Source organism: Ruficoccus amylovorans, from assembly GCF_014230085.1.
GTDB lineage: Bacteria > Verrucomicrobiota > Verrucomicrobiia > Opitutales > Cerasicoccaceae > Ruficoccus > Ruficoccus amylovorans.
The window spans coordinates 94,256-120,413 of record NZ_JACHVB010000060.1; the positions used below are offsets into that span (position 1 = coordinate 94,256).

Sequence of the window (26,158 nt, forward strand, 5' to 3'; positions counted from 1 at the left end):
CATTGACTTATCCCAAGTAATAGTGCTTGTATGAAATCATGCATTTACCCCCCAGACGCATACTTTGTCTCTACCTTGCACTAGCCCTCTGCACCGGAGCTCAGGCTGCGATTACCATCAACTTCGTTCTCAGCGGCTCAAGCACTGACTTTACTGCGGTTTTTACCGTCGATAGCGCTGCCGTCAGCCCCAGCGACCACAGTTCAATATTGTCCATCTCAGTTGAAGGGGCAGGTTCATTCGAACCCGTCCAATACTACGCAGGTACTTCGGGCTCGATCGGTTACTACAACGCATCTTTTACCAGTGGGTTCTACTTTGATTCTCTCGATTTTTACGAATCCATACAGTCAGGCAACACATGGGAGGAAATGGACGGCCAGAGCTACGCGATAAACAACGGTGGCAGCACTACTATGTATGCCGAAGGCGGCAGCGCCATCTCGGCGACCGGCGGAAGTATCGCCATCAATATCGTCCCTGAGCCCGCTACCTACGCTGTCGGGTTCGGTCTGGCCGCTCTCGCTCTGCTCTGGTTGCGCAAGAGGCGGCACACCTAGTTGAATCGCAACAATCGTTCATTTTCATCTTTCGCGCCCGGAAATCATTTGTTTCCGGGCGTTTTTGCGTACCGCCCAACAAACGCGCAATCAAATTAACTAATTCAAGGACATCTCTATATAAATTTTACTTGACACATTTTCGTCTCGCCCCTACGACTGCGCCCGCTACATTCAACAGCCAACAGCATCGGGGAAATCCTGTGAGAAACAGGAGCTGACGCGCAACTGTGACCGGACCCCAGTCCCGGGAGCCAGAATGCCCGACAAACAGACATCTTCGCGCTAGGGATGTCGGTCGCACGGCGTGCCGCCAGTCAATGGAGGCAGGTTGGGGGCCGGTATTCCGGGCTCTCACCAGACAACCAACATGCCGAGCGACTTTTTCCAAACCATCCTGAGCAATCCGCTGCTGGCCCTCTTTGGGCTCATCGGCCTCGGGCTCGCCTTGGGCAGCATCCAGATCAAAGGAATCACCCTGGGCTCCTCCGGCGTGATTTTCACGGCCCTGCTGGCCGGGCACCTGGGCTGCACCATCCCGGCCGGGATCGGTAGCGTCGGCCTGGCGCTCTTTGTCTACTGCGTCGGGATCAGCGCCGGTAACCGTTTTTTCGGGGCGCTCAAGCGAGAAGGCAGCCAGTTGGCCAAGCTCGCGCTCGTCGTTGTCGGCTCAGGGGCACTCACGACCTGGGCGCTGGCCAAGTTCTTCCACATTGATGCGGCCATGGCCGCCGGGGCCTTCGCCGGGGCCATGACCAGCACCCCCGCGCTCGCCGCCGCCACCGAGGGCAGCGGAGCCGCCGGAACCGATGTCGTCGTCGGCTACGGGATCGCCTATCCCTTCGGCGTCATTGGCGTGGTGCTCTTCGTCCAGCTCATCCCGAAGCTACTCAAGCTCAAGATCGAGGAAGACTCCGCCGAAACCAAAGGCGACTCCGCCGCTGCCATTGAGCGCCGCCTGGTCGAAGTCCGCAACGAGAACCTCTTTGGCAAACGCCTCGGGGACAGTAGTCTTGCCGACCTCGGCGGCTGCCAGGTCTCCCGCATCTGGCGTCACAACCGCCTCGAACCCGTCAGCTACGAGGATGTCTTCGATGCCGGGCAGCTCGTGCTGCTGGTCGGCGCGCCCAAGGCGGTCAAAATCGCCACGGAGCTGATCGGCCGGGTCAGCGACCGCAACATCGTCCTCGACGCCGATAACGAGCGCCGCCAACTCGTTGTGACCCAAAAAGAGCTGATCGGAAAAACCCTGGCCGAGATCGACCCGCTGCGTAACCACGGGGTCGTCGTCACTCGCATCAGCCGCCTGGACTTCACCTTCGTGCCCGACATGAAGACCCGCCTGGAAAAAGGTGACATCCTCACCGCCGTCGGCGCGCAGGACAAGCTGGCCGCTTTCGGCGAAGCCATCGGCCATCACACACAGGCGTTTTCCGAGACCTCCCTCGCCTCGCTCGCCATCGGACTCGCCCTCGGCGTGGCGTTGGGCAAGCTGAGTGTCCCCCTGCCCTGGGGTGACACCTTCTCGCTCGGCCTGGCCGGGGGACCGCTGCTCGTGGCGCTCCTGCTCGGGCACTTCGGACGTGTGGGCGGCGTCGTCGGCTACATTCCCCGGCCCACCCGCGTCCTGCTTCAGGAGATGGGACTGGTGTTCTTCCTGGCCGATGCCGGGATCAAGGGCGGTGCTTCTATGGGACAAGCGATTCAGACGCAGGGGGCGGAGATTTTCCTCGTCGGCGCGCTCATCAGCATCGTGCCGATGGTCGTCGGCTACATCACTGCCCGCAAGATCATGAAACTGACCGTGGCCCAGAGCCTCGGCGGGATCTGCGGCGGGATGACCAGTACTCCCGCGCTCGGCGCCATCGTGTCAAAGACCCACCAGCAGGCCCCGATCGTCAGCTACGCGACGGTCTATCCGGTCGCCGTCATCATGATGGCGTTGCTGGCCAAGTTCCTGATCAAACTCATCGGCTAGGTGTGGCGCGCAAGCAGTCATCCTAACCCGCCGCGACAGTTCTGTTCTGAAACCACGTGGACAAGAGTCTTCCGTCAACCTCCGTGAGTGACAACGCCCCCGCCGCCCAGCCTTCATCCGCACCGGTGCCCACCGCAACAGAGCGTCTCCGGCTGCGCCACTGGCGCGAGGATGACTTCCCGGCGCTGGCCACGCTCTGCGCCGACCCCGCCGTTATGCGCTACTTTCCCGCCCCCCTGAGCGAGGAGGAAACCCGTACGCTGTTCGCCCGTATTCGCGGGCACTTCGAGGAACACGGATTCGGCCTTTACGCGGTCGAGAAAAAGGCCGACGCCCGCTGGGTCGGCTTTGTCGGGCTGCTCGAAGTCGGCGCCGACCTGCCCTTCGCGCCCGCCACCGAAATCGCCTGGCGTCTGAGCCCCGAGCACTGGTACAACGGCTACGCCACAGAGGCCGCCCGCGCGGTGCTCGATTTTGGATTCAACTCCCTCGGGCGAGAGGAAATCGTCGCCTTCACAACCGAGAGCAATACGCCCTCCCAGCGCGTCATGCGACGACTGGGTATGCAGACCTGTACCGACGAGGACTTTAACCACCCGCGCCTGCCCGCTGACCACCCGCTTCGACTCCACCGGCTGTATCGACTTCGCCGTCCAGAAGGTCACGCCACCACTTAGCCTTATCGCTCACAATCGGCCCGCATTTTGTCCGGTCCGGAGATACCGGTCACCGTCAATGCCCCTCCAATGGATGCCCGACCGGCACCATCCGCGCGCCAGACCTTAACTCACGAGCACTGGAACCGAAGCGCCGTTTGAACGCGCGGGAAAACGAACTCAGCTCCTCGAACCCGCAGGCCAAAGCGATTTCCCCGACCGGCAGGTCTGTATCGGTCAGTAGTTGCATCGCCCGCTGGAATCGCAGTTGGTCGAAAATCTCCCGCGGGCTATTTTGGAAAGACTCGTGAAACAGCCGCCTCAGGTGGGCGGGGGAAACGTGGATCGCCCGCGCCACCTCATCCAGTCCGGGGTTGTCACGCATGCGGGCGCTGAACCACGAGAGCGCCCCCTGCACGCGGGCATGAACCCGTTGGCCAGTCCGGTGCCCGTCCCGCCCCAGCGATTCGTAAACCAGCAGCGACAGCTCCATCAGCGCATGCTCATAGCAAAGCATCATGCCCGGCGCCGGATGATCCCAATAAGAGCGCACCTGCCCCGCCAAGCGACGCAGCCGGCGACAATCCTCCCCCGTGAGCGAAATCCTGGCCTCACGCCCGCCTCCCAGGCACTGAGCCAAAACCTCAGGGATGTAGCGAAAATGAAAGACCACGATCGTCGCTGGCTGCCTGGGCTTACCGCTCCATCCGTGCGTCGAGCCGGGCGGAGAAAGCCACAGCGTACTCTCCTGTAGCAGCGCAGCGCCCGAGCCATCCGAAAGCGTACGTCGGATGGCCCCCTGCACCACCGCCTGAAACTCCCAGAACAGCCGGACCTGCCCCCGGATCGGTTCCTCAAAATACCGGCGTCGGCCGTAACTGAAGTAAACCAGCACATATCTACGCTTTCAAAAATGAGCGATAGAGTCAAATCATTGAGCGCCCGGGGCATGGACTTTTTCGCGCATATTCGGTATTCTATTGTTGCAGCAATGCTTCCGCTCAACGGCGAAAGATACCTTTGCAATCTCCGAACCACAAAGCCTCCCCCATCCGCCAAAACATCCAGCACACCTTATCATGATCCAGACTATCGAACGTTTCACTTTCGGCATGGGCGACCGCTTCGGACTCCAGGGCAAAGCCCAACTCCAGGCCGTCCTCAACGCGCACGCCAAGGGCATCGACCTTTACCCGGTTTGGAACAAGTCCCACCGTGAGCACACGATAGTCGGCACACGTCCGGACTCGTTGCGGGCCGAGGCTGACGACGCCGTAAGCGCCCTCAAGTGGAACGGCAGCTACTACGTGGACGCCGATCACATCCGGCTCGAAACCGTCGATGCCTTTCTGGCGGGCAGCAACTTCTTCACCCTCGACGTGGCCGACTATGTTGGCGAAACGCCCGCCACCGAAGATGTCTCAGACTGGCTGAAATCCGTCGAACCGTATTTTGGCCAGCAACAAATTGAGGGGCTCGCCCAGCCGCTCGTTCTTTCGCGCGAATCCGCCGAGGTCGCCGCTGCCAAATACCTCACAGCCATCGCCAAGGCGGGTGAGCTGTATCGACATATTGATACACAAAAAGCCGATTCTTCCTTCGTAACCGAAGTCTCCATCGACGAGACCGATCAGCCGCAGGGCCCGGCCGACATTTTTTATCTTCTCAGCATGATGGCCTGGCAAAAAATCCCTGCCCAGACCGTCGCCCCAAAGTTTACCGGACGCTTCAACAAGGGGGTGGACTATGTGGGAAATCTTGCCCGCTTCGAAGAGGAGTTCCACGCCGACCTGTGCATCATTCGCTTTGCGGTGAATAACTTCGGACTGCCCGCCAGCCTGAAAATCAGCGTCCACTCCGGCAGCGACAAGTTCTCACTCTATCCGGTCATCAGGCGGCTTATTCGCGAGCACGGGGCCGGGCTCCACGTCAAAACGGCTGGCACGACCTGGCTTGAGGAAGTCATCGGCCTGGCCCGAGCCGGTGGCGAAGGCCTCGCCATCGCCAAGGAAATCTACGCCGAAAGCCTGGCCCACTACGCCGAGCTGACAGCCCCCTACAGCACCGTCATCGACATCGACACCGACCGCCTGCCCGCCGCCGAGAGCGTCGCGCAGTGGAGTTCGGAGCAGTTCGTGGCGGCGCTCGAACATGACGTATCCAACTCTGAATACAATCAACATCTCCGGCAGTTGATCCACGTCGGGTTCAAGATCGCCGCGAAAATGGGCGACCGCTACCTCAACGCGCTTGATGAGCACGCCGCCATCATCAACCAGGGTGTGACCGACAATCTTTACCGTCGTCACATCCTGCCCATCTTTGGCCAGATATAAAAAAATCCCGGCCGGGATCACCCGGCCGGGAAATCTGAATTTATCGTATTACCCACAGGCCTCGGCCTGCATCAGCGGGCCCGGCAATCGGAGTCGGGCCCGTCTTGTCCGTCAACCCTATGGGGTTCGTCCGCGCACGGCGGCGGAAATAGCTGCCACGATCAGCAGCACAAGGAAGATGAAGAAGAGAATTTTTGCGATGCCAGCAGCAGCGCCGGCAATACCGCCAAAGCCAAGAACTCCAGCGATGATAGCTACGATAAGGAAGACAAGTGCCCATCCTAACATAGGAGATTCCTTTCCAGTTTTTAGTGTTATTTCATCAGCAGTGTTTGCTGACTAACAATATAACGCATAGCCACAAAACGTCAACTAATCGACGCATTTAGATCCCCTTATGAGGCTAAAAGCGGCAAAAAACAGGACGAGCCTTTCCCCCTTAAAGCGCTAAAAACACAGCCGCCGTCCACCCGATTCCAGCCAGCACTGCGGCAATTGTCGCCGGCCCGATTTGCGTCCTGACGTGGTCCATCAGGTCGCACCCCGTGGCCATGCTGCTAAGCACGGTCGTGTCGGAAATCGGGGAGCACTGATCGCCGTAAACGCTGCCGTTGATGACGGCGGCAAAGCAGATACTCAGGTAGAGCACCGGGTGCTCCATCCCGAGCGAGAGCGCCGTGGCCCAGGCCAGCGGCATGACCAGCGGAAGGGCCACCGCGAAGGTGCCAAAGCTCGTCCCGGTGGAAAAAGCGATAAACATCGTCAGCACTTGGAACAGGACCGGCAGCATCCAGAACGGCAACTCCCCGGCGAAAACATCCATCAGGTAAATGCCTCCACCCGCATTGCGACTGATGCTGCCGATGATGACAGCCAGCAGTAGCACGACCGAGCCATAGACGACGCCCTTGAGTCCGTTGGTCAGGCCACCCACTGCATCCTCCAGGCTCATGCCCCGCGCCAGTGTCACGCCAAAGGCGACCAGCAGGGCGATCCCGAAGGCCGAGTGCACATCGGGGGAGCCGAACCAGAAAGCCGTCCCCAGCGCCACGCCCACGATCAGGCCCAGCGGGACAAAGAACTCCCACACGCTCGGGCGGTAGCCCTCGGGCGGATCGCTCGTTTCCAGTTCACGGGCCAGCATCGGTTGGGCTCCCGGACGGTCGAGTTGGCCGGTTTCACGCGAGCGACGGATCGCCTCGCGCATCCCCGCGCCGAGAAAGGGCAGTTTGTCAAAGCACAGCAGCAGGGTAAAGAGCACTGCAAGCATGGCGTAAAACGACAGCGGGACCGATGTAATGAAAAAACGGATACGGTCAGTTTCGGTTGCCAGAAAGCCCGCGCCGGAAACGAAGATCAGCCCTTGCAGATAAAAGGCCCAGGCATTGAAAGGGATCAGGATGGCAATGGGCGAAGCCGTCGAGTCCACGATGTAGGAAAGCTCCTCGTGACTGATTTTCTCCTTGTCCGCCACCGGACGCACCGTCGTGCCGACCAGCACGGTGCTGAGCGTACCGCCCTGGAAAAAGAGTACTCCGAGGAACCAGGCGACCAGTCGCGCCGTCACCGGCCCGCGCACGAAGCGCCGCGTCATCAGCTCAGCGAAGGCGAGAGCCGCGCCATTGCGCGACCAGATCCCCATGATTCCCCCGAGGAACCACAGGTAAAGCACGAGAATCCCGGCCCCGCTGCGCGTTGCCAGTGCCGGGATGAGCACGTCGCCAGCCACGTCGTACTGGTGCATGAGCAGCGCCCCCGCGAGGATGCCGCCGGTCAGTGCCGTGATCGGCTCGCGGGTGACAAAGCACAGCGCCACTGCCATGACTGCGGGCAGGAACGACCAGTAGCCCCAGTGCTTGCGCGGCGTCAGGGAAAAAATCTCGAAAGTCCCGTCTTCCTGGTCCACGCGCACCCACTCGGGTTCCTCAGTGGGCACCGTTTGCGATGAACTCCCCTGGCTCGCCCACAGCAGGGAGTCATCTGCCGGTATTGCCCGCTGGACATTTTCCTCGTTGGCCTTGTCGAGCGAAACCTTCTGCACGTACCAGGACGGGGAAATCGACTGCCCCACAAATAAGGACAACGCCATCCCAACCGCAAAAACCCAGAATCCCACGGACCCGAATATCCGCACGGCAAAATGCTTGTCGGCAGCAACCATGCCCGCAGTAAGAGCACGAGCAGGACCGCAGTCAAGGCCGCGCAACGCACCGAATCATCTTGGCTCGGCTAAAACTTGCCCGGCGGCAGGCGCAGGCGAAAGGCTCCCTTGGCTGTGGCGGGATCGACCGGCTGGCCGTTTTGCACCATGACGATTTCGCCATCGGCGGCCATACGGCGGGCCGCACCGATAATTTGCGGCATGAGCGCACGCCACTTGTAAGGGGAGATTTTCCGGGCCGCATCGGACGGGCAGGCCGTACCGCTCTCGCCACGCTCACGCGTCACCCCAAAAATCACCCGCCGCATTTTCGCTTCATCCATCCTGCGGCAATCTAGCGCCTGCCCCGCAGCCGGCAAGCCCCATTAGCGCCCCTGCAGGGCACAGGACACTATCGCTAAACAGAAACGGAACCGGGCTGCGAATCTCTCAGGCCATCGACGAGGTGCTAATCAAAGATCGCAAGGTAGCCCGGCTCGCTGGCGCCAAAGGTGTAGTTAAAACCAATCCGGAAGCGCACCAGTTGCTCAGCCACGTCCGTATTCACAAACCATCTCCAGTCCTTCACCAGCGCCTCGCCGCCGAAGTTGATACTCAGCCGGTGGCCGAGCGTGAAAAAGTCATCCGAAAGCTCGCCGCGCAGGCCGAAGTTCGGGTTGATGTAGGTGTAGGCGACCCCGACGGTGACCGGGGAGGTTCGCAGGCGGGCAGCAGCAGCCCAGGCCCAGGTCGGCGTGGTAAAGTTGTGCAGGGCTTCGAGCGCGCCGGTCAAGGTCATGCCCTCGTCGAGCGTCCACTGGCGCGCGATCTCGGCACCGACATAGTTCTGGTCGGCGAGGTACTCGTAGGAGAGCCCGCCCCGCAGTTCCCACCACGGCAGCGGCTGTTCGAGGATCGCGCCGAAGTAGTTCCACTCGTTCCAGGTCTGGAAGGCGTTCGGGTCGCTCAGGTGGTCGATGGCCCCGGTAACCAGTTGCAGGCGGCCCTCGCCGAGCGGGGCCGTCACCCGGCCCCCGCGCACCCAGCCGTCCACATCGTAGCCGAGGGTCGGGATATTGTCGCCGTTGGGCGGGATAACGCCGATCTGCCCCGTCCAGCCCTCGAAATTATCCTGCAGGTAAATCTGCCGCATGTTGAAGACCTGGTCGGGCACGGTCTGCCCCACGGTCGAGACGAAGCTGTTCCAGGACGAGGTGTAGGAGCGCCCCGTCCCGGCGATCCCGCGCAGGGTAAAGTCCCCCGCCGGCGAGCTAAGCAGCCCCAGCGCGTAGCTGATCTGCCCGCGGTACTGGAGCCAGCCCGTCCGCTGGTCCATCGTGTCCTTGTCGAACTGCGTATTGTAGCGCATGCCGATCCTGAAACTGATCGAGCTGGGTTCGAGTTCTGCGGCCACCGGCAGGGTGAAGCTTACCAGCAGGCCAACCAACAGGCCCACGGTGAGAGTAAGTGTACGGACAGACATAGCGAAGGGTCGCCCCGAGGGGGGCTGGGTCGGTGACAATTGTGGCAATTGTCACGATTGTTACGCAACGCATAGACTGGCAGGGCCGGGGCAATCAAGCCTAAGTCTCGCCCGCCCTCAATCGAAACGGGCCAGATAGCCGGGCGTGCTCGCGCCAAAACCGTAATTAAAGCCTGCGCGCACCCGCAACCGCTGCTCGGTCAGGTCCGTCATGACGAACCAGTTGAGCCCGTCCACCAGCGGGATGTCGCCGTTGAACTCCACATCGAGGCGGTGCCCAAATCCGAAAAAGTCCTCCGAAAGCATGCCCCGCAGACCGAAATCGCGGTTGATGTAGGTGTACTCGACGATGACGTTGACCACCTCGGTCTGGAGACGGCCCGAAACACCCCAGGCCCAACTCGGGGTCGTGAAATTATAAATCGCCTCGACCTGACCCAGGAAGTCGATCCCCTCGTCCAGCTCCCAGGTCCGCTGCAATTGCATGTCCACGTAGTTCTGGTCCTCCAGGTACTCGTAGGAGAGGTAGCCCTTTAGTTCGTACCAAGGCAGCGGCTGAACCAGCTTGGCCCCGAAATAGTTCCACTCCCCCCACTCCTGAAAGGCGCTCGGGTCGGTCAGGTGGTCAATGATCCCGGTGACCAGTTCCAGGCGGCCTTCGCCCAGCGGGGCAGACACCCGCCCGCCATCAATCCAGCCGTCCGTGTCGTAGCCCAGGTCGGTAATGTCGCCGCCGTTGGGCGGGATGACCCCGGCCTGGAATTGCCAGCCCGCGTAGTCGTTCTGGAGGTAAATCTGGCGCATGTAGAAATCCTTCTTCGGCACTGTCTGGCCCATCGTGCTGGCCACGCTCATCCACGAGGAAATGAACTGGTTCCCGGTTCCGGCCAGGCCCTTGACCTTGAAGTTCCCGGCCGGGGTCGCCGCCACCCCGAGTGAGTAGTGAATTCGCGCCCGCAGTTGGAACCAACTGCTAAGGGCGTCCAGACTGTCCCGATCAAAAGTCCCGCAGTACTCGGCTCCAAGGGAGAAACGCACGTAATTCGCGTCCGGTTCGGCGGGCACCTCGGGGGCATCGGAGGCATTCCCAACGCCCTCGATGAAAAGATCGTCCTCCCCGGCCACAACCACCGGACCCACCCCCGCCGCCTCCACCGCAACCGCAACCGCTGGCTCAACCGCGTCAACGGGCTTCGAGGCACCATCTTGGGCCGCCCTGACGGAAATCCCCACTCCCGTCAGGCTTACCAGCATCATAAGATATTCTTTTTTAAAAAATCCCAACATAAGAATCGTTTACACTGCCGCGTTACGATTAGATGACAAACCCAAACTTTTACGGACCGGAAATAAAATCCCACGGACAAGCTTCCCGCCGGGTAAAAAGCATTGCCGCCTCCGGCCCCGAAAAGACAGGCTGACCGGGTGTTGGATAAAAACAGCGGCAGCGCCTACCGGGGACGGCTCGCCCCCACCCCCACCGGCTGGCTCCACCTGGGGCACGCGGCCACCTTCCTGCGCGCACAGGAGCGCTGCCGGGCGGCGGGCGGAACGCTCATCCTCCGCAACGAGGACCTCGACCCCCAGCGATGCCGTCCGCAGTACGCCCACGACGCGCTCGAAGACCTCCGCTGGCTCGGCCTTGACTGGGCGGAAGGTCCGGACGTGGGCGGCCCGCACGCCCCCTACAACCAGAGCGAACGCCTGCCCCACTACCTCGCCGCCTGGGAAAAACTCCGCGACGCCGGAGCCATCTACCCCTGCGAACGCTCCCGGCGCGAACTGCGCGAGCGCGTGGCCGCCCCCCATGAGGAGGACGAGGAGGCCGAGCCGATTTACCCGCCGCAGTGGCGCCCCGCCCCCGGCACCGGCCGCGATGCCCGCTCGCCGGAAGGCGTCAACTGGCGCTTCCGCGTCCCCGACGGCGAAGTTATCGGCTTCCGGGACAAACTGGCGGGCGAGCAATCCTTTGTCGCGGGCGAGGATTTCGGGGATTTTCTCATCTGGCGCCGCGACGGTGTGCCCGCCTACGAACTGGCCGTTGTGGTGGATGACCTGGCCATGCGCATTACCGAAGTCGTGCGCGGAGCCGACCTGCTCAAGTCCACCGCCCGCCAGCTTTTAATCTACCGGGCGCTCGGGGCTACCGCACAGGTGCCCGCCTTCGCCCACTGCCCGCTCGTCCGCGACACTCATGGCAAACGGCTGGCCAAGCGTAGCGATGCCCTCAGCCTGCGCACCCTCCGCGCCAGAGGCACGCCCCCGGAGGAAGTCCGCCACCTCGCGGCGCAGATGAGCTAGTGTCCCGTTAGCTTAGTTCCTGATAAAAATATTTTCACCGCAGAGGCGCAAAGACGCAGAGCGAACTCTGTATCCACGAAGTTTTTTGTGCTTCTTGTGCCTTTTTGTGGCCATTAACATTTATTAAGAACTTAGAGCGTTTCAAAAAATACTGTAGCCACAAACTTTGAATAGCTAAATGGCTAATTGTTAATTGTTGGATGCCGAACATAGGAAATAACAATTAACCATTTAATCATTTAGACATTCGGCCCTTTTGTGACGGCTACGACTTTATTGGAAACGCTCTAGCTAACACGACACTAGGGCCTCAAGTTCCGGGCATACTCACCGAGGGATTACGCAGCCCGCACCCGCGACAGGCAGATTACTGGTCCAGACGGACCCTGCACATTCTGCTGCTCCCAGCACCGCCAAGGATCAGCGCGGCGGACGTCCACCCCAGAAAAAGCCGCCGCGGCGGTTGCTGCCGCTGGGCTGGACGTTTTCCAGCTCGGCTTTCAGGGTGTCGGGAATGTCAGCGCTCTTGAGATACTCGGCGAAGGCTTCGGGATCCTGGGCTTTCCACTCGCTGGCCACACGGTTCATCAGGCGGCCCTTCATCTGGTCGGAGGTGATGGATTCGGCCCAGGTCATGGCTCCGGCGGGGTCTTCGGAAGCCGCCTGAAAGGTGAACATGGCCACCGCACGGTCGGTTTCTTCATTCGCGGGCTGGCTGTTGAGCCATTCCCCGGCGGCGGCGAGGTCGTAGCGGCCCCACTCGGCGACCAGCATCGTGGTCAGGCGGCCCACGTCGGGGTCTTCCGCATCCATGCCCGAAATATAATCCGCCACCGAGGCCGGATCGCTACGCGTCCACGAGCGAAGCATACTGTTGCGCAACTCGCTGTAATCGTCGCGCCCGGAAAGCGTTTCCAGGTAAGCGGAGGCGGCATCGGGGTCGTAACGGGTCCAGTCCTCAAGGATTTCCGAAAGCGCGGCAGTCTGAGTCTCGCCTGCCGGAAGCTGCGAGGTCCAGGCCAGCGCATCGGTCAGCCGGCCCTGCTCCAGCATGGAATCCACCACCGTCTCGATGGCGCGGTTTTTCAGGCGACGCCCCTCGACCGAATCCTCGGACATGGCCGAGACGTACTGGAACGCGCCGAAGGGGTCGAGTTCGGAGTAACCGCGCAGGATGGAGTCAAGCTGGCGGTTACCCTCCCGACCGGAGACGGTGTTCGCATCGGAGGACCACCAGGCGAGGGCGTTCTGCGGGTCCACCCGCGCCCAGCCCTGAAGCGCCTCGTTCAGCGCGAAGTTAGACAGCTGCATGCTGGGCAGGCTCTGGGCATAGACGATGGCGGCCTGCGGGTCGTAGGTCGCCCATTGACCGACCAGTTCGGCCAGCAGGCGGTCGCGGTTGGAGCCGGCGGGCATTTCCTCGATCATGGCAAGCGCGCCACTGATCTCGTCCGCGCCGAGCGACTGGATCATCAGGCTCAACTGCTGACGCGCCAGGCGGCTGCCGGGATTGGCCAGGTAGGCGGCCACGGCCTGATTGAGCGTGACGCCCCCAGCGCCACCGGACAACTCCCCGGACTCGTCCGCACCAGCGGAACCGAGGATGGCGGCGGTCTTGTCCGCCTGCGAGGAGTCGATGATAAAGGTCTTGGCTCCGCCGGAGGAGGTCCCCGGTCGAGCCGTGGCGGCGGCGGTTGTTCCCTCTCCGGACTCCGTGAGGGAAGAACCCGCGAAATAGGCGACGCCGACAGTCACGCACCAGGCGCCTGCCAGCAGGAGGACTTTCTTGGAAGACAGGGACATGGCATTAAAAACCCCGGCGAAGCGGGTTGGTTGCGAGGGTGGAGATTTTGGTGAAAAAGAGTTTTTGGGGAAATACGGTCACGAAGGACACCAAGGAGACACGAAGAGCACGAAGCGCTGCTCAGGCAATAGCCTTTGCCTGCGGACGGTAAACCTGTGGATAAAAGAAATGAGACATAAAGGAACTTTGTGTTCTTCGTGTCTCCTTGGTGTCCTTCGTGACCAGTTTTCCTCTCGTCGGGAAAGCTTAGTCAAAGACCACAGTCTTGTTATGATAGACGAGGATGCGGTTCTCCAGGTGCCAGCGGACGGCCTGGGCGAAGACGGTCTTCTCCAGATCACGGCCCCGGCGCACGAGGTCGGGCGGGCCGTGGCGATGGGTGACGCGGGCCACGTCCTGCGCGATGATCGGCCCCTCGTCCAGATCGGCGGTGGCGTAGTGGGCGGTCGCCCCGATGAGCTTGACCCCGCGCTCGTAAGCCTGATGGTAGGGCTTGCCCCCGGCGAAGGCGGGCAGGAAGCTATGGTGAATGTTAATCACCGGGCAGCCCACGTTTTTCAAAAACGACTCGCTGAGCACCTGCATGTAGCGGGCCATGATAACCAGCTCGGCCCCGGTCTCGCGGAGGATTTTCACCTGCTCGGCTTCGGCCTCGGCCTTGTTCGCGCGGGTAACGGGGATGTGGTAAAACGGCAGCCCGTAGGCGGCAGTGGCGGCGGCCAGAGTCTCATGGTTCGAGACGACGGCCACGAGTTCGCCCGGCAACTCGCCCGAGCGAAAGCGCAGGATAATATCGTGGAAACAGTGCTCGATCTTTGAGACCATGATGGCGACCTTCGGCTGGTCGCTGGAGAGCATGACGCGGGCGCTCATACCCAGTTCGCGCTCGGCCAACTCGCGGAAAGCGGCTTGCTCCTCTTTAATATCACCGGCAGGCACCCACTCCACGCGTTGGAAAAACACCTCGGCCTCGCTGTCGCGGTGCTGGTCGGCGTGGATGATGTTACCGTGGCGCTCGTAGATCCAACCCGCCACGCGGGCGACGAGGCCCGGCTGGTCCGGGCCTGAGAGCAAGGCGATAATACTGGGCGGCTTCATGGAAAGCCCCACCCTAAGCCGACCGTACCCGAAAGGTAAAGCCCGCGTTTGGGGTGGCGTAAGGGCAGCCTCATTGTCCTGTGCGGCCACGCACCGCGGGGGCGGGCTGCGCAAGCCCGCAATCACAGCCACTTAATTCACCGAGTTCTCGAAGTCCTCCTGAATCACGTCCACCTGGTGGAGCCAGAGGTTGGCGTAGCGGCCCTGTTCGAGCAGAAGCTCGTCGTGGGTGCCCATCTCGATGATGCGGCCTTTTTCGAGGACGACGATCTTGTCCGCCTTGCGCACGGTGGAGAGCCGGTGGGCGATAATCAGCACCGTGCGGTCGGCCATGAGATTGTCCAGTGCGCTCTGGATCTGGCGCTCCGTGATCGTGTCCACCGAGGCGGTGGCCTCGTCGAGGATGACCAGCGGCGGGTTTTTCAAAAGCACACGGGCAATGGTCAACCGCTGCTTCTCGCCCTGGGAGAGCCGGACGCCCTTCTCGCCGATGTTGGTGTCCATCTTCTCCGGCAGGCGGTCCACAAAGTCCCACGCGCTCGCCCCTTCAAGCGCGGCCACCAGTTGCTCCTCGGTGGCGTCCTCGCGGGCCAGCAAGAGGTTCTCGCGGACCGACCCCTCGAACAAAAACGGCTCCTGCGCGACATGCCCGATCTGCCCGTGTACCTCGTGCAGGGAAAGCTCGCGGATGTCGATGCCGTTGACCAGCACGGCCCCGGCAGTGGCGTCGTAGGCGCGCATGGCGAGGTTGGCCACGGTGGACTTGCCCGCGCCGGTGTGGCCGACCAGGGCGGTGACTTTACCGGCTTCGAGCGTGAGATTAAAATCCTCCAGCACGGCGGGGCGACCGGGATAGCGGAAGTCCACCCGGTCAAACTTCACTTCGATGTTACCGGCTGGGAAGGGCTTGGGCGCGGGCGGCTCGTCCACCTCGACCTCGGCGTCGATGATTTCGAATACCCGGTCCCCGGAGGCCTTGCCGGAGGCGAGCATCTGGTTGAGCATGGTCAGCCGCCACAGCGGCATGTAGAGCATCTGCGCCAGCAGGAAGAAGGCGAAAAACTCCCCGATGGTGAACGCCTGCTCGGTGATAATCAGGTACCCCCCGGCGGCGAAGACGGCCACCGTCCCCAGGCTGGCCACGAACTGGCTGCCGGGCATGTAAAAAGACCACAGGAACATCGTTTTGAGGCTCTTCTTGCGCAAATCCTGCGCCATCGCATCGAAGCGGCGCGACTCGCGCTCCTGCAAGGCAAAGGTCTGGATCATGCGGTTGCCCTGGATATCCTCGACCAGTAAGGCATTGAGGGCGGCGGCGGACTTGCGAACCGCGCTCCAGTGCTTGCGGGAGGTTTTGGCGTAGCGGAAGGCCCACCACAGCACCACCGGCAGCGGCAGGATGACCCAGAAAGCCAGAAACGGCTGCATCAGGAACATCATCACCGTGATGCCCACGATCTGCACCACCACCGTCGTTCCCTGCTCGGTGCCGTCGAGCAGGGCGCGTTCGACGTTGTTGACGTCGTCCACCACGCGCGAGGCGATTTCCCCGCTCTTGCGCTGGTCGTAGAAAGAAACCGGCAGGCGCAGGAGCTTGGCGTGGATCTCGCGGCGCATGTCCACCAGCACCTTTTGCTCCAGGATGTTATTTACCCGGATACGGAAAAAATTAAACAGCTCCCGCCCGAAGTAGCACCCAAGGATGACCCCGATCCCCAGCCACAGGCTCGTCAAGTCACTGTCGGAGAGGCTGTTGATGAGCCACTCCAGCGCGCGCGGGATGGCCAGCGTAAAAGCAATCGAGAGCACGGCGAACAGAATCGTCAGCCAGTACAGCAGTCGGTAGCGGAAAAGGTATTGCGCGACGCGCCAGATCGTTTTCATGGGATCAGTCAACAAAGCAGCTTTTCCGCCTTTGTCCAAACATAGATTAGATTATTGAGAATTAGGCTCAACCGCTCCGCGGTATGCCCTGGGCAGCATTTGCGATTGTCAAACGGAAGTGGAGCCCTTGTCTTGAGCGCATGAAATCCCGGCCCATCCCCGGCTCGACCGGCGAAGTCCTCACCTGCCTGCCCTCCCCCTACGAGGCGCACCCGGCCACCGGTCTGCTCTACCTGCCGCGCTTTATCGCGAAGATCCGCTACGTCAAGGCCCACGGCGAACTGCCCAAGAGCTACCGCAAAAACTACAAGCGCGGGCTCGACCGCTTCCTCAGCCAGCACCTCGGGGTGGAACCCGACGCGGTCGAGGAGGCCATTGCCGGAGCGGCGGACGAGGCCGACGCCGAGGCCCGCTTGCGGGCCGTCCTGCCCGCCGACGTGCGCGCCCCGGCCTGGAATCGCGACCTGGTGCAAAAAGGCATGACCGAGGCCGGACGGGAATTTCTGGCCGAGGCGCTGGAGAAAATGGGCTGCGCCGATCGCGTGGGCGAAATCAAGTCCGTGCCCGACCTGATCGACTTCGACGAAGGCCGGATCGAATAATACCCCGTTAATCCTGACATTTTCGCCCCTGCCGATCCGCCCTGCAACCGAGTATTGACTTGCACCGCCGGGCAGGCAAGAGTGCGCCCCTTTTCCAGTCACCATGAACCGGCCCCCGAAAAAGCACAAGAAGACCAAGGACGACATCCTCAACGATCCGCGTTTTGACCGCAAGGACCTTGAGGAGGCCGACCGCCGCCTGCACAGCAAGGACGCGCTCCAGGGCGACGACCGCAATCTCGTTCACGTCGATGACGCCTTCAAGGAAGCCGACATTGAGGACCAGGTCTGGCTCTTCTGGAACAAGTACAAAAAGAGCATCATTTACCTGATCATCGCGATCTTCCTCGGCGTCATCGCGGTGGAGGGCTACCGGATGTATCAACGCAGTGCCGTCCGCTCCATGCAGGCCGCCTACGGCCAGGCCGACACTCCCGAAGCCCTGACCGCCTTCGGTGAGAAGTACGCCGGAAACCCGCTGGCCGGGTTCGCGCTGCTCCAGTCCGCCGACAGCCAGTACGAGCAGGGCAATTACACCGCCGCCGCGCCGCTTTACAAGTCCGCCGCCGCCTCCCTTGCCAACACTTACGTGCAGGGCCGCGCCCGCCTCGGTGAAGCCATGTCACAGATTCAGGCCGGGCAAACGGAGCTGGGCAAAAACCTGCTCAGCCAGATCAGCGCCGACCAGACGGCCCTCCTCTCGATTCGCGCCGAAGCCACCTTCGACCTGGGCGTCATTGCCCTGGCCGCCAGTGACTACGCCAACGCCCGCCGCTACTTCGAGCAGGCCAGCGCCCTCGACAAGGACGGCCCCTGGGGCACTCAGGCCGACCGCCAGCTCCAGCAGACGCCCGAACTGGCCGAAGCCGCCTCTGCTCCTGCGCAGGCTGAAGCGCCCGCCGCTGCTCAACCAGCCACGGACGCCGAAGCGACCACCACGGACGCCAGCGACGCCGCCGAGTAATCTTCCCCGATTCGGCCTCCGGGTCCAGGACGACTCTGCACTTCCAACGCCGTCATTCATTTCCACAAAAGCCGCGCTCACCGCGCGGCTTTTTTCGTGGGCCACCCAAGGGGTCGTTGAAGGTTCCCGCTCTGGCCAAGGAACGAAGTTCCGTCACAAAAGTTTTTTGGGGAGAGCGAGAGAGGGTGTTTATTTGAAAAAAACACCCTCTCGCATACCCCTCAAAGCGACTTCGAATGAGTCTTACTCAATCGCCTTCATCAACTGCTCACGCTCCTCGGCGGAAAAGCCGTTGCTGATCACGAATTGCCGGGCGGCGAATTTGTTCTGCTTGCCCCACTCTTTCAGACTCTGCCTAAGGAGTTCCTTACGCTGGCCGTCGTTTTTCACCCGCAGTGACCACTCGGCGGCATAGCCCGGTTCGTACTGGCCGACTTGCTGCACGAGGCTGCGGATGGCTGAGTCGCGGTTATCGCCAGGCGGCATATCCGTCATGTAGGTGGCGGCAGCGGCGAGGTCCGCCCGCAGCCAGGTCTGCACGAGATCGCGCTGGGCGTCATTATAAAGATCGCCTTCGGGGAGGTTTTCAATCCACGCGGCAGTACTGGCCGGATCGGATTGCGCCCAGGCGGAGGCCAGTTCTTTGATCTGGCTGTTGCGCTCATCGCCCTTGGGCTGGCGGATAACCCAGTCGGCGGCGGCTTGCGGATCGGATTCTCCCCAGGTGCGGATAGCGGCCTGAACCGCAGACGCGCGCATCTCCCCCTCTTCAATGCCAGAGGCCCAGTCCAGTGTGGCCTCCGGTTCGTAGCGGGACCAGTTATAGGCGATATTGCGGACCAGATCTGTCTGGACCTGCCCTTTCTCAATTTGCAGCGCCACCTCTGCGGCCGCAACCGGATCGTCCGAAGCCAACCGGTTATAGTAAGCCGAAAGGGCTTGTTCACGCTCGCCGGGGTTTTTCAGGGACTGGGCCCAGTCAAGCGCCGCTTCGGGGTCGTACCTGCTCCAACTGTTGGCCAGGCTCCAGATCATATTGCGGCGGCCCTCACCCAACGGGGATTGATCGACGAGCCGGATCGCCATCTGCGGATCATTCTCCGCCAACTGGAAAATCAGGCTCCGGCTGAGATTCTGGCGCGCCTGCCCACTGGTGTTGGCCATCATAAAGGCGAGGGCCGCCTGCGGATCTTCGCGGGCCAGGCTCTGGGCCACATTCTGCATCGCCCAGTTGCGCCGGTTGCCCAGAGGCATCAGCTCCAGCAAGTCGTAGGCCTTGTCCAGCTTCCCGTTTTGCGCGGCGGAGTTGACGAGCCCCTCGTAAATCTCGCCCTTGAGACTCGACTCCGGCATCGCCTCCAGCCAGGCCAGAGCCGCCGCCTCATCCTGCTCGTACCAGCTCTGCACAATGTTGTTGCTGGCCTGCTGGCGCAGGCTCAAGTTCCTCACATTGGTGCTGAGATGCTCGATCGCAGCCTGCGGATCCTCTTCGCCCCAACGCCGGTAGATACTGCTCAAGGCCCATTCACCGGCCCCACCGGCGGGCAGCTCGTGGTAAATCTCCAACGCCCGCAAGGGCTCGTCTTTAGCCATTTCGTAAAGAATCCCCTGCACCATGCTCTGGCGTGTCTGCCGGTCCGGGAACTGCAAGGCAACCTCCAGCGCAACGTCCGGCTCCTTTTCCGCCCAGATGCCGACCACCCGGCGCAGGGCATCCCGGCGAGCCTCGGAATCCTCCAGGCCGGAAGCCACCTGGTATGCTGCCTGCGGATCTTCCCGCGCCCAGTTCGAGAAGACCGAATTATAACGCCAGCGCTCCGGGCTGGCATCCGGATACTTGGTCAGGAGCTGGTAGGCACGGAGGTAATCCCGCCCTGACACCGAGTTGATAACGTTCCGAATCGCCGTTTGCCGTTGTTTCGGATTCTCCAGTCCGGCGGCAGCGGCCATCGCGGCCTCGTCATTGAACGAACTCCATACATTCAAAACCTTGTAGATTAATTGCGGCGACGAATCTTCCTTCCGGCCCAGCGCCCAACGCAACGCGGCCCGCGGAGAAGCCTCGGCCCAGCGCTCCATCAGGGCCCATTGAGCCGCGTCCCGCTCCCGGGTCTGCGGATGATTCTCTAACGACTCCAGCACAACCGGCAATTCGGCGATAGGGATATCCTGCGCAACCGCGTAAAGCTTGAGCGTGCGGACAAAGGGGCTGCGTGTCTCCGTCGCCTCGACCAGCGCCTGCCGGATTGTCTCCACCCGCTCGGCCTGGTCGGGCGAGACAATGGCCGGTTCGCCTGTTCTCGAAATCTCTCCGCTAGCGGCGGCAACCCCATCATCCGACTCGCTCGCAGCAGGCGCGTCCCGCACGACCACCTCGACCCGCTCCAGGGACGGTACCCCGCCAAAATCATTGCCCGCCTCCCGCGAGCTAAGGCGACCGGCGATAAACGCCGCCACGAGCGCGGCGACAACGGAGAGGGCGAGCAGCGTTTTTTTCATGGCGACGGAAACAAACAATGATGAACCAGGATCGCCAGCAACCTCACCCGCTACGCGGCAAGGCCCGGCGGGGCGCGATGACCAGACTCTAGTACCCTCTCCGACACGGTGGCAATCCCTCTCGTTCCGACGGGATTGTTTTTCATCGGTGTAAAGCGGGAGACATCCCGCCGCACTGAGCGTTTACCTGAACAGCCCCGAAGTAAAACCGGAAGCAATCTACCTGCACAGACTTCCTGCCAGGGTCTAAAACGTCCGCCCGTAGAGGCGCTTAACCGACTCCCGGGAGAGCACGATGATGGTAAAAACACCCAAGATCGTCCCCAGTGGGACCGAAAGGCACATCAGGCAGGCAACGACGAAGCTGTAGATGTAGTTGCGTTGCTGGCGCAGAAAGCGTCCCGAAAGGATGATCCCGACGCCGATGGCGGCGTTGAACAGTGCGGCCAGCCCGAAAATAACCATGAAGAAACCGCCCAGCGCGGCGGGGACCAGGGCGAACTGGGCCGGGTCGGCGCCCATGCCCCCGTGGGCATGGCGGGCAGCTTCACTGGCCGCCGCTGCCGCCCCTCCGGTCACAAGTATCGTCCCAAGCAAGAGGTAAAGCAGGGGAAGACAGGAGATAAAAACAAAAATCCCGCCGACCACATAATGCACAACCGCCAGCGTATCGAGGTGGCTAATATCCTCCCGGCGGGGCATGCCCGACGGAGGCGGTGGCGGTGGATCATAACGGGGCGGAGATTCGTAGAGATTCATGGCGACGACAACTCTCAGCCTGCCCGGCACGGGCGGCGTTGTCACGCCCGTTCTGGCATCAGGTGGCGGCAGGACCGGGTCCGGCACCTGTGACTCTGCGGATCCCTTTTTTCAGGAATGCGCCACGAGCTATTTTGCCCACACGACTCAGGGGTCACGTTAGCTTGGTTCTTGGTCAAATATTCTCACCGCAGATGCGCAAAGGCGCAGAGCGGTTCTGCCATTTATGGCGCATTTTATACTTTTTTGTAGCCAATCAATTATTCAAAGGACTTGGCTAACAGCTCCTAGTTCTGCTGCTTAAGGATGCGTTCGAGGATTTCGGTCATGTCTTCGACCGATTCCAGCACCTTGCGGGCGACGAAGATCGGCTGCTTCGCCTGCAAGGCTAATACCATCGAATCGCTGGGGCGGGCATCGACTTCGAGCACCTTTTTGCCCAACTCATTTTCCATCGAGAGGATGAGGCGGGCAAAGAAAGTGCCGTCGTCCACGTCGTTGATGATCACCCGGCGCAGTTGCACACCCAGGCCGGTGAAAATGCTCGTCACCAGATCGTGCGTGAGGGGACGCTCCTTTTTGACGTTGTTGATCGTCATGGAGATGGCGTTCCCGATGCCTTGGTCAACATAGATGACGAAGGTTTTCTCCGGGCAGCCCAGGAAAATCGCGCAGCCGTTCGAGGTCGGCATCACACCCTTGATCGTTACTTCCACCACATCGGTGCTCATGTCTCCCAATGTCGCAGATAAAGCCCTTCCCCGCAAGTGCTTTTCCCGATTCCCACGGCAACACAGGCCGTGCCAGAAGCACGGTTCACTGGCCTCTGGCTGTAGGCATGCGGTCAGTTTCGGCTCACAGGGAACAGCCCTCCCCCCGCCCTCTTCGACGGCAACGAACGGCACCGACGTTCTCATTTGCACCCGGCATGTATTTTATTCTTGGTCGCGGGCGGGTGGAAGCGTTCAATGCCCACCGAAGAATCACCTATGAGCCGCTCATGCAAAACGCCCCGCCCAAACCTGTATCTGGTGGGTTTCATGGGTACCGGCAAGACCACCGTCGGCCGGACGCTGGCGCGGCGGCTCAGGATGGAGTTCATCGACTCGGACCACGTGATCGAGGAGCAGGCCGGGCAGCCCATCCCCGAGATTTTCGCGGAAAAGGGCGAGGCTCATTTCCGGGGACTGGAACGAGCCTTTATCGAGTCCGGGCACCCCGCCAGCGGTTGCATCGTAGCCTGCGGGGGCGGGCTCGTCACCCAGCCGGGCATGGCCGAGGCCCTGCGCGCGCGGGGCGTGGTCGTCTGCCTCTTCGCCTCCCCCAAGACGATCCTCAAGCGCACCTCCTCCAATTCCAACCGCCCCCTGCTCAACGTGCCCGACCCCGAAGGCCGCATCCGCGAACTGCTCGCCCAGCGCGAACCGGCCTACCTCAACGCCGGTACCTGCATCTACACCGACGAACGCCCCTTCGCTGACGTTATCAGCCACCTGGAGCGTTTCTACCGCCGGGCCGCCAACGAATACGCCCGCAAACACTGAAACACCACAGGGCAGCCCGTTTCCCGCCGGCTCTGGCATGCAAAAGGATTTTAAACGGAAAGGTCGGGAAGTACAAAAGCGGGGGCACAAGGCGAACGCCAGCCGTCTGACCTGACGTCAACTGCCGTTATCCCATGTCGCAGGTCCAGGGCCATACCCCAGCCGCTCAGGCAAAATGCGAGCCCATCAGGTCGATCAGGGGCCGGGGCGGGCGGACAGGCTCGCCCTGCGGGTTGATAAAGCCGTGGCGGGACCAGCCGGTGGCCAGCAGTTCGTCGTGGCGGAGCACTTCGTAGTCGCAGTGGATTTTGACCAGCGGCTTTTCCTTGATCGTGACGCGCACGCTCAGCCGGTCGTCAAAAAAGGCCGGGCGGCGATAGCGGACATTGATTTCCAGCACCGGCAGGAAGAAGCCCTCCTCCTCCAGTTGCTTGTAGGGGTAGCCGATGATGTCGAGCATCTCGACCCGCGCGGCCTCGAACCAGGTCAGGTAATTGCCGTGGTAAACGAGGCCCATTTTATCGGTTTCGGCGTAGCGGACGCGGATGCTGGTTTGTGTCTGAATCATGTGGCTGCTCTTGCTATCGGGAAAAAGCTGGTTTAAGCCGTGTGGCTTGTCCGAAGAAAAAACAAGCCCAACTCTCACCTCCGGGGCAAGCGTGGAAAGCGCCCCCGGCACATCCGGCCGCTCCTCCGGCCGGGCCTTGCGCGTGCTCGGAGCCGTTTTTCACTGGATCGGCTGGTGGGCGATCTTCACCTTTTCCTTTATCCTGGCCGGAGGGATCATCGGCGGGGGGATTTTTCTCACCATCGGCCTGCTGACCCATCCCGAGCTGGAAACCAGCTACCGGCTGAGCAAGGGTTTCCTCAACGGAGCCGAGTACTTCGGCATCTGGGCCGGGGGCATGGGCATCGTCCTGTGCTGGATCAAGGCGCACCGGGAGGGTCGTTTTCTGTGAAATTCGCCGACCGCCTGAAAATTTTTGCCGTCGGCTTCACCGTCGGTATGGTGCTCCTGTTCTTTATCCTGAGCAAGCGCCAGGGCGACCGCAACGAGTTGACCGCCCCCCGGACCGCCGAGGAAGTCCAGCTCGAAGCCGTGCCGGGCATCCTCCATGCCTACCGGGACCGCCGGGTGGCCATGGACTCGAAGTTCATCACCGAGCAGCACCGCGAGCCGCTGCCGGACAATCGCTGGAAGCGCACCCTCATCCTGCGCGGGATGGACCCCGAACAGGTCGTGCGGGTCGTGGAATTCACCCACGAGGAAGCCGGGTACGACCTGGTGGACCGGGTCGTAGTCATGGCCCCCGACCGGCTGACCGTCACGCTGCCCGCAGGCGTATCCCCGCCTCAACTGGCAGAGGCCGTCCACCCCTGGGGCTACCGCCTGACGGAGAAAACCGCCGACGGCACAGGCGTGCTTGTGGCGATCGGGGGCAATTCCCTCGCCGACTACCGGCAGGCCGTCGAACGCCTGCAATCCCTCTCCGACCTCACGACCGACGTGCAGCCCGTCATTTACGGCGAAGCCGAGCCCTTCGCTGGGGAGTCATTGTAACCGGTGGCGTCCGCGTAGAGCGTTATTGCACAGGCATCGCAAGTGCAGGCTAAAATGCTGGTCCAAGTACGGGGCTTGGGGGCGCAGAGAGCCCCAAAATTCAATGTAAGAACTTCGCTCACGGTAGCCTAGCGGATTTCCAGCGAGTAGGGCAGTCGGGCATAGAGGCCCTTGGGGTCATTGAAGCTGCGGACGACGGCCAGTTCGGCCTCCAGGCGTTTCATGGCCTGGGTCAAGAGGTCGCCCCGGCCCTTTACGACCGGCGCCTGCTCGCCGGTCTGCTGGAGAAACTCCTCCAGCGCCTGCGAGAAGTTCTTCCGCTCCGGAATCTGGGTCACGGTGTAGTCGTCGGCCACGCCCGCCTGACCGGCGGCGTAGCGAATGGCGTCCCCAAGGCCGCCAATCTCGTCCACCAGGCCGATGCCGACCGCGTCCGTGCCGGACCAGACCCGGCCCTGCGCGATGCGGCGCACCTGCTCGTCGGAAAGGTCGCGCCCCTCGGCCACCTTGTCGATAAAGGCGTCGTAGAGGAAATCCGTGTATTGCTGGACCAGTGCCATTTCCTGCTCCGTCTTTGGGCGGGAAACCGTGTAAAGGTCGGCGTAGGTCGAGGTTTTTACCCCGTCAAAGGTGATTCCGTGCTCGCTGGCCAGGCCCTCCAGGTTGAAAAACAGCCCGAAGACCCCGATTGAGCCGGTGATCGTCGTCGGTTCGGCAAAAATCCGGTCTCCGTAGGCGGAAATCCAGTACCCGCCGCTGGCGGCGAGCGAGCCCATCGAGACGATGACCGGCTTTTCCTCCGCCGCCTCGCGCATTTCGCGCTGGATGACTTCCGAGGCCAGGGCGCTGCCGCCGGGGCTGTTCACCCGCAGGACAATGGCAGCCACGTCGGGGTTAGTCCGCAGGTAGCGCAAATCCCGCGCCAACCGGTCGCCGCCGACCTGCCCGCGCATGCCCTCGCCGTCCACGATGTCGCCCTCGGCGTAAACCACCGCCACCTGGTTACCGCCGTAGCGGTAGCCGCCGGAAAAGCCCTCGATGCGGACGTAATCGGCCAGCCCGATCTGCCGGAACGACTCCAAGTCCGGATCGTAACCGACCTTTTCCTCCAGCAGCCCGATCACCTCGTCCATGTAGGCCACGCGGTCGGCCAGGTCAGCCGACAGGGCCATTTCCCCGGTAAAAAAGCCCTTTTCGTCGCTGAGAGCCCGCAACTGCACGGGGTCGAGCCCGCGTCCCTGCGCAACGTCGCCCAGGATGTCGCCCCAGATGTCGTTGAGCAGCTCGGTTGTCTGCAAGCGGTCGGGCTCGCTCATTTTCGAGCCGGTGAACATCTCCACCGCCGACTTGTATTTGCCCACCCGGGTCGTCTGCACGCCGATGCCGTACTTTTTAAAGGCGTCACCGAAGTAGATCATCTCGCTGGCCAGACCGTTGAGGCTGAGCAGGCCGAAGGGGTGCAGGATGACCTCGTCCGCCACCGACATCAGGTAATAGTCGCGCATGGTCGGATCGACCGCGTAGGCGTAAACAGGTTTGCCCGAGGCTTTGAAAGTTTCGACTGCCTCGCGCACTTCCCGTAGCGCGGCAATGCCGGAGCCGTAGTTCTCGGGGATGAGGCTGCCGTAGAGAAAAAGGGCCTCAATCCGCTCGTCGCGGGCGGCGCGCTCGATCCCGTCCACCACCTCCAGCAGCGACAGGCGCGGCACCTCCGGCCCGTAAACGGCCTGATCCACCACGTCGCCCAGATTCGTTTCGGGCGGGGAGTCGGAGATATTCATCCAAAGATCAACCACGAGCACCGCGCTGCCGGGCACCGAGGGGCGGGGCTTGTTCGCCGAAACCAGCGCGAACATAATCATGAGGAAAAATCCGCCCATGATGCACACGCCCAGGGCGATGGAGAGCGCGGTGAGGTTTGCCGCAACCATCTTCAGAAAGGCTTTCATGGCGGCTCATTATGCAAGCTCCCCCCTCCCCCACAAGCGC

24 protein-coding genes are annotated in these 26,158 nt (G+C 61.9%); 10 read left to right on the forward strand and 14 right to left on the reverse strand.

Translation table 11 applies throughout. The features are described from left to right. Nucleotides 1–38: 38 nt before the first annotated feature. The 3 genes from H5P28_RS17295 to H5P28_RS17305 all read left to right on the forward strand — a co-directional run bounded on the left by H5P28_RS17295 (nucleotide 39) and on the right by H5P28_RS17305 (nucleotide 3,215). Nucleotides 39–560, forward strand: a complete 522-nt coding sequence (locus H5P28_RS17295) for a PEP-CTERM sorting domain-containing protein (protein ID WP_185676944.1) — start codon at nucleotides 39–41, stop codon at nucleotides 558–560. A 370-nt stretch (nucleotides 561–930) separates the two neighbouring features. Next, nucleotides 931–2,538, forward strand: a complete 1,608-nt coding sequence (locus H5P28_RS17300) for an aspartate:alanine exchanger family transporter (protein ID WP_185676945.1) — start codon at nucleotides 931–933, stop codon at nucleotides 2,536–2,538. Between the two features lie 125 nt (nucleotides 2,539–2,663). Then, nucleotides 2,664–3,215 carry a GNAT family N-acetyltransferase gene (locus H5P28_RS17305; protein WP_185677040.1) on the forward strand — a complete coding sequence of 184 codons (552 nt, stop codon included), beginning with the start codon at nucleotides 2,664–2,666 and terminating at the stop codon, nucleotides 3,213–3,215. Between the two features lie 55 nt (nucleotides 3,216–3,270). Here the strand turns inward: H5P28_RS17305 and H5P28_RS17310 are convergent, their stop codons facing one another. Further along, on the reverse strand, nucleotides 3,271–4,089 hold the full coding sequence (locus H5P28_RS17310; RefSeq protein ID WP_185676946.1) for a helix-turn-helix domain-containing protein: 819 nt from the start codon (nucleotides 4,087–4,089) through the stop codon (nucleotides 3,271–3,273). A gap of 184 nt (nucleotides 4,090–4,273) precedes the next feature. On the opposite strand from H5P28_RS17310, the gene H5P28_RS17315 reads away from it, so the two are divergent. Then, entirely contained in the window at nucleotides 4,274–5,530 is a 1,257-nt protein-coding gene (locus H5P28_RS17315) for a tagaturonate epimerase family protein (protein WP_221773471.1), read from the forward strand. A 117-nt stretch (nucleotides 5,531–5,647) separates the two neighbouring features. Here H5P28_RS17315 and H5P28_RS17320 read toward each other — a convergent pair whose 3' ends face one another. The 5 genes from H5P28_RS17320 to H5P28_RS17340 form a co-directional block, all read right to left on the reverse strand. Then, nucleotides 5,648–5,818: a DUF1328 domain-containing protein gene (locus H5P28_RS17320; protein WP_185676947.1), complete on the reverse strand. Its 171-nt coding sequence runs from the start codon at nucleotides 5,816–5,818 to the stop codon at nucleotides 5,648–5,650. 151 nt (nucleotides 5,819–5,969) lie between these two features. Next, nucleotides 5,970–7,619 carry a Na+/H+ antiporter NhaC family protein gene (locus tag H5P28_RS17325; RefSeq protein WP_185676948.1) on the reverse strand — a complete coding sequence of 550 codons (1,650 nt, stop codon included), beginning with the start codon at nucleotides 7,617–7,619 and terminating at the stop codon, nucleotides 5,970–5,972. Between the two features lie 140 nt (nucleotides 7,620–7,759). Then, a complete protein-coding gene (locus tag H5P28_RS17330) occupies nucleotides 7,760–8,014 on the reverse strand; it encodes a DUF3253 domain-containing protein (RefSeq protein WP_185676949.1) in 255 nt (84 codons plus the stop codon). A gap of 125 nt (nucleotides 8,015–8,139) precedes the next feature. After that, a complete protein-coding gene (locus tag H5P28_RS17335) occupies nucleotides 8,140–9,153 on the reverse strand; it encodes a hypothetical protein (protein ID WP_185676950.1) in 1,014 nt (337 codons plus the stop codon). A 117-nt stretch (nucleotides 9,154–9,270) separates the two neighbouring features. After that, nucleotides 9,271–10,410: a hypothetical protein gene (locus H5P28_RS17340; protein WP_185676951.1), complete on the reverse strand. Its 1,140-nt coding sequence runs from the start codon at nucleotides 10,408–10,410 to the stop codon at nucleotides 9,271–9,273. Between the two features lie 168 nt (nucleotides 10,411–10,578). Between H5P28_RS17340 and gluQRS the strand changes: the two genes are divergently transcribed. Further along, on the forward strand, nucleotides 10,579–11,454 hold the full coding sequence (gluQRS, locus tag H5P28_RS17345) for a tRNA glutamyl-Q(34) synthetase GluQRS (RefSeq protein WP_185676952.1): 876 nt from the start codon (nucleotides 10,579–10,581) through the stop codon (nucleotides 11,452–11,454). A 420-nt stretch (nucleotides 11,455–11,874) separates the two neighbouring features. Here gluQRS and H5P28_RS17350 read toward each other — a convergent pair whose 3' ends face one another. From H5P28_RS17350 to H5P28_RS17360, 3 genes are all read right to left on the reverse strand, one after another. Further along, a complete protein-coding gene (locus tag H5P28_RS17350; protein ID WP_185676953.1) occupies nucleotides 11,875–13,257 on the reverse strand; it encodes a hypothetical protein in 1,383 nt (460 codons plus the stop codon). A 247-nt stretch (nucleotides 13,258–13,504) separates the two neighbouring features. Continuing rightward, entirely contained in the window at nucleotides 13,505–14,356 is an 852-nt protein-coding gene (gene purU, locus H5P28_RS17355) for a formyltetrahydrofolate deformylase (RefSeq protein WP_185676954.1), read from the reverse strand. A gap of 132 nt (nucleotides 14,357–14,488) precedes the next feature. Then, nucleotides 14,489–16,240 (reverse strand): ABC transporter ATP-binding protein, encoded by a 1,752-nt coding sequence (locus H5P28_RS17360; RefSeq protein WP_185676955.1) that lies wholly within the window; start codon nucleotides 16,238–16,240, stop codon nucleotides 14,489–14,491. Between the two features lie 140 nt (nucleotides 16,241–16,380). Here H5P28_RS17360 and H5P28_RS17365 point away from each other — a divergent pair, with 140 nt between their 5' ends. Further along, a complete protein-coding gene (locus H5P28_RS17365) occupies nucleotides 16,381–16,842 on the forward strand; it encodes a DUF5069 domain-containing protein (RefSeq protein ID WP_185676956.1) in 462 nt (153 codons plus the stop codon). Nucleotides 16,843–16,945: 103 nt separating this feature from the next. Further along, nucleotides 16,946–17,806, forward strand: coding sequence for a tetratricopeptide repeat protein (locus tag H5P28_RS17370; protein ID WP_185676957.1), 861 nt, complete (start codon nucleotides 16,946–16,948; stop codon nucleotides 17,804–17,806). A 243-nt stretch (nucleotides 17,807–18,049) separates the two neighbouring features. On the opposite strand, the gene H5P28_RS17375 is transcribed toward H5P28_RS17370, so the two are convergent. The 3 genes from H5P28_RS17375 to H5P28_RS17385 form a co-directional block, all read right to left on the reverse strand. Continuing rightward, entirely contained in the window at nucleotides 18,050–20,305 is a 2,256-nt protein-coding gene (locus tag H5P28_RS17375) for a hypothetical protein (protein WP_185676958.1), read from the reverse strand. A 246-nt stretch (nucleotides 20,306–20,551) separates the two neighbouring features. After that, the gene (locus H5P28_RS17380) at nucleotides 20,552–21,064 is read right to left on the reverse strand and encodes a hypothetical protein (RefSeq protein WP_185676959.1); all 513 of its coding nucleotides are present in this window, start codon (nucleotides 21,062–21,064) and stop codon (nucleotides 20,552–20,554) included. 287 nt (nucleotides 21,065–21,351) lie between these two features. Then, nucleotides 21,352–21,795, reverse strand: a complete 444-nt coding sequence (locus tag H5P28_RS17385) for a bifunctional nuclease family protein (RefSeq protein ID WP_185676960.1) — start codon at nucleotides 21,793–21,795, stop codon at nucleotides 21,352–21,354. A 258-nt stretch (nucleotides 21,796–22,053) separates the two neighbouring features. Here H5P28_RS17385 and H5P28_RS17390 point away from each other — a divergent pair, with 258 nt between their 5' ends. Further along, nucleotides 22,054–22,608: a shikimate kinase gene (locus H5P28_RS17390; RefSeq protein WP_185676961.1), complete on the forward strand. Its 555-nt coding sequence runs from the start codon at nucleotides 22,054–22,056 to the stop codon at nucleotides 22,606–22,608. A gap of 166 nt (nucleotides 22,609–22,774) precedes the next feature. Here the strand turns inward: H5P28_RS17390 and H5P28_RS17395 are convergent, their stop codons facing one another. After that, nucleotides 22,775–23,176: an acyl-CoA thioesterase gene (locus tag H5P28_RS17395; RefSeq protein WP_185676962.1), complete on the reverse strand. Its 402-nt coding sequence runs from the start codon at nucleotides 23,174–23,176 to the stop codon at nucleotides 22,775–22,777. Between the two features lie 46 nt (nucleotides 23,177–23,222). Here H5P28_RS17395 and H5P28_RS17400 point away from each other — a divergent pair, with 46 nt between their 5' ends. Together H5P28_RS17400 and H5P28_RS17405 are read left to right on the forward strand one after the other, a co-directional pair. Further along, nucleotides 23,223–23,567 (forward strand): hypothetical protein, encoded by a 345-nt coding sequence (locus H5P28_RS17400; protein ID WP_185676963.1) that lies wholly within the window; start codon nucleotides 23,223–23,225, stop codon nucleotides 23,565–23,567. After that, nucleotides 23,564–24,169, forward strand: coding sequence for a hypothetical protein (locus H5P28_RS17405; RefSeq protein WP_185676964.1), 606 nt, complete (start codon nucleotides 23,564–23,566; stop codon nucleotides 24,167–24,169). The genes H5P28_RS17400 and H5P28_RS17405 overlap by 4 nt, the downstream gene beginning before the upstream one ends. Nucleotides 24,170–24,297: 128 nt before the next feature. On the opposite strand, the gene sppA is transcribed toward H5P28_RS17405, so the two are convergent. After that, entirely contained in the window at nucleotides 24,298–26,118 is a 1,821-nt protein-coding gene (sppA, locus tag H5P28_RS17410; protein WP_221773472.1) for a signal peptide peptidase SppA, read from the reverse strand. Nucleotides 26,119–26,158 lie beyond the last annotated feature (40 nt).

Coding starts and splice junctions, on each gene's coding strand:
- H5P28_RS17380 (WP_185676959.1), bottom strand. CDS start 21,064: ATGAATCTCTACGAATCTCCGCCCCGTTATGATCCACCGCCACCGCCT.
- H5P28_RS17320 (WP_185676947.1), bottom strand. CDS start 5,818: ATGTTAGGATGGGCACTTGTCTTCCTTATCGTAGCTATCATCGCTGGA.
- H5P28_RS17375 (WP_185676958.1), bottom strand. CDS start 20,305: ATGAAAAAAACGCTGCTCGCCCTCTCCGTTGTCGCCGCGCTCGTGGCG.
- purU (WP_185676954.1), bottom strand. CDS start 14,356: ATGAAGCCGCCCAGTATTATCGCCTTGCTCTCAGGCCCGGACCAGCCG.
- H5P28_RS17295 (WP_185676944.1), top strand. CDS start 39: ATGCATTTACCCCCCAGACGCATACTTTGTCTCTACCTTGCACTAGCC.
- H5P28_RS17390 (WP_185676961.1), top strand. CDS start 22,054: ATGAGCCGCTCATGCAAAACGCCCCGCCCAAACCTGTATCTGGTGGGT.
- sppA (WP_221773472.1), bottom strand. CDS start 26,118: ATGAAAGCCTTTCTGAAGATGGTTGCGGCAAACCTCACCGCGCTCTCC.
- H5P28_RS17370 (WP_185676957.1), top strand. CDS start 16,946: ATGAACCGGCCCCCGAAAAAGCACAAGAAGACCAAGGACGACATCCTC.
- H5P28_RS17325 (WP_185676948.1), bottom strand. CDS start 7,619: ATGGCGTTGTCCTTATTTGTGGGGCAGTCGATTTCCCCGTCCTGGTAC.
- H5P28_RS17330 (WP_185676949.1), bottom strand. CDS start 8,014: ATGGATGAAGCGAAAATGCGGCGGGTGATTTTTGGGGTGACGCGTGAG.
- H5P28_RS17340 (WP_185676951.1), bottom strand. CDS start 10,410: ATGATGCTGGTAAGCCTGACGGGAGTGGGGATTTCCGTCAGGGCGGCC.
- H5P28_RS17360 (WP_185676955.1), bottom strand. CDS start 16,240: ATGAAAACGATCTGGCGCGTCGCGCAATACCTTTTCCGCTACCGACTG.
- H5P28_RS17335 (WP_185676950.1), bottom strand. CDS start 9,153: ATGTCTGTCCGTACACTTACTCTCACCGTGGGCCTGTTGGTTGGCCTG.
- H5P28_RS17385 (WP_185676960.1), bottom strand. CDS start 21,795: ATGAGCACCGATGTGGTGGAAGTAACGATCAAGGGTGTGATGCCGACC.
- H5P28_RS17350 (WP_185676953.1), bottom strand. CDS start 13,257: ATGTCCCTGTCTTCCAAGAAAGTCCTCCTGCTGGCAGGCGCCTGGTGC.
- H5P28_RS17300 (WP_185676945.1), top strand. CDS start 931: ATGCCGAGCGACTTTTTCCAAACCATCCTGAGCAATCCGCTGCTGGCC.
- H5P28_RS17395 (WP_185676962.1), bottom strand. CDS start 23,176: ATGATTCAGACACAAACCAGCATCCGCGTCCGCTACGCCGAAACCGAT.
- H5P28_RS17365 (WP_185676956.1), top strand. CDS start 16,381: ATGAAATCCCGGCCCATCCCCGGCTCGACCGGCGAAGTCCTCACCTGC.
- H5P28_RS17315 (WP_221773471.1), top strand. CDS start 4,274: ATGATCCAGACTATCGAACGTTTCACTTTCGGCATGGGCGACCGCTTC.